This is a genomic window from Acinetobacter sp. 228 (assembly GCF_048147885.1).
Genome location: NZ_JAYWYV010000530.1, coordinates 1 through 1,093 on the forward strand (window position 1 = coordinate 1; position 1,093 = coordinate 1,093).

The following is a 1,093-nucleotide window of genomic DNA, read 5'->3' on the forward strand; positions in this document are numbered from 1 at the left end:
TGATAGGAACCCGTAAAGGGTTCCTGGTGATTGAGTTGAACCGATATTTAACCGAGATAACTTAAATGTCAGTGGAAAGCGTCGCGCAAGCTGGCTATCTATTTGCAATAAAGGTGCAAATTCAGGCAATCCAATTAAGCAGGAACTTATATTGGTTGAGTCTGTCACTGTTTTGATCCAATTACAGACATCAATATTCATCTTCCTTGATACCTTTTGCATATCAAATAAATGATGGAATTCATCCATCAGGATCAGTTCCGTTTCACAGAGCTTTAAGAGATAGCACAAGCGTTCTGTCATCTGTGCTGTTGTTCCAGAAAGAGGTGCTGGATCATTCAAGGCTTTTAGCATCATGCCAGCAACAGATTTAACTGTTGCTGGCGATGGGATTTGTATATAGAACACAGGGACTACTCTTTTTGTGTAGCCATCTTCTTGTTTTTCATAACAAGGATTCTTTTTCAGGATTGATTGTGAAAGTGTCGTTTTGCCAAGACCACCCTCTGCAATAAGTAAGCTGCCAATAGGTTTCTGATAAGCTTTCGTCTGTGCTGAACAAGATGTAATGCCGTCATAAGCTTTGGTAAACTCTGAGGAAGTAATAACCATGTTGTTAAGCTTCTTACTCAACTCAAGTGCATCTAACTTATTCATCATCAAACTCCAATGTTCCAAAATCATCATCAAGGTTTGATTGATTTAGAAGATCCATTTCAGAAGAGGAGATAAATGTTGAAGCTGACGGGTCTATTGGTTGGGACACTGTATGGATATCTTGGTCTAAGAGGTTCTTAAGTGTTTGAGGAAGCTCTAGTTTTAACTGCTTTAACTTCTTGTTTTTAGAACAAGCATCTTTTTGAATGCGTTCGTATAACTTCCATCGAGTGTACCATACGCGATGTTTTCCTAATCTTTGCTTATCTGCTTGAGATACCAGTTTAAGTTCCTTGCGAATTTCAAGATGTTCTTGCAGAGAGAGATTCTTGGTGTAATCAGGCTCTGTTGAGTCCGCTCGTATTACTTCATCAATTGATGAGTGTTTGACATATACGTGCTCTAAATTGAGCTCATCAATCATAACAATAACGTC

The 1,093-nt window shown here is 38.7% G+C and carries 1 protein-coding gene and 1 pseudogene; both read right to left on the reverse strand.

Features of this window, described 5'->3' with window-relative positions; all coding sequences use genetic code 11:
• Nucleotides 1-657, reverse strand: a 657-nt coding sequence (locus tag VXQ92_RS20500; RefSeq protein WP_416683019.1) for a TniB family NTP-binding protein, incomplete at its 3' end; no start/stop codon positions are given.
• Nucleotides 650-1,093 (reverse strand): annotated as a pseudogene (locus VXQ92_RS20505) (transposase); the annotation flags it as partial. The gene VXQ92_RS20500 and the pseudogene VXQ92_RS20505, both read right to left, overlap by 8 nt.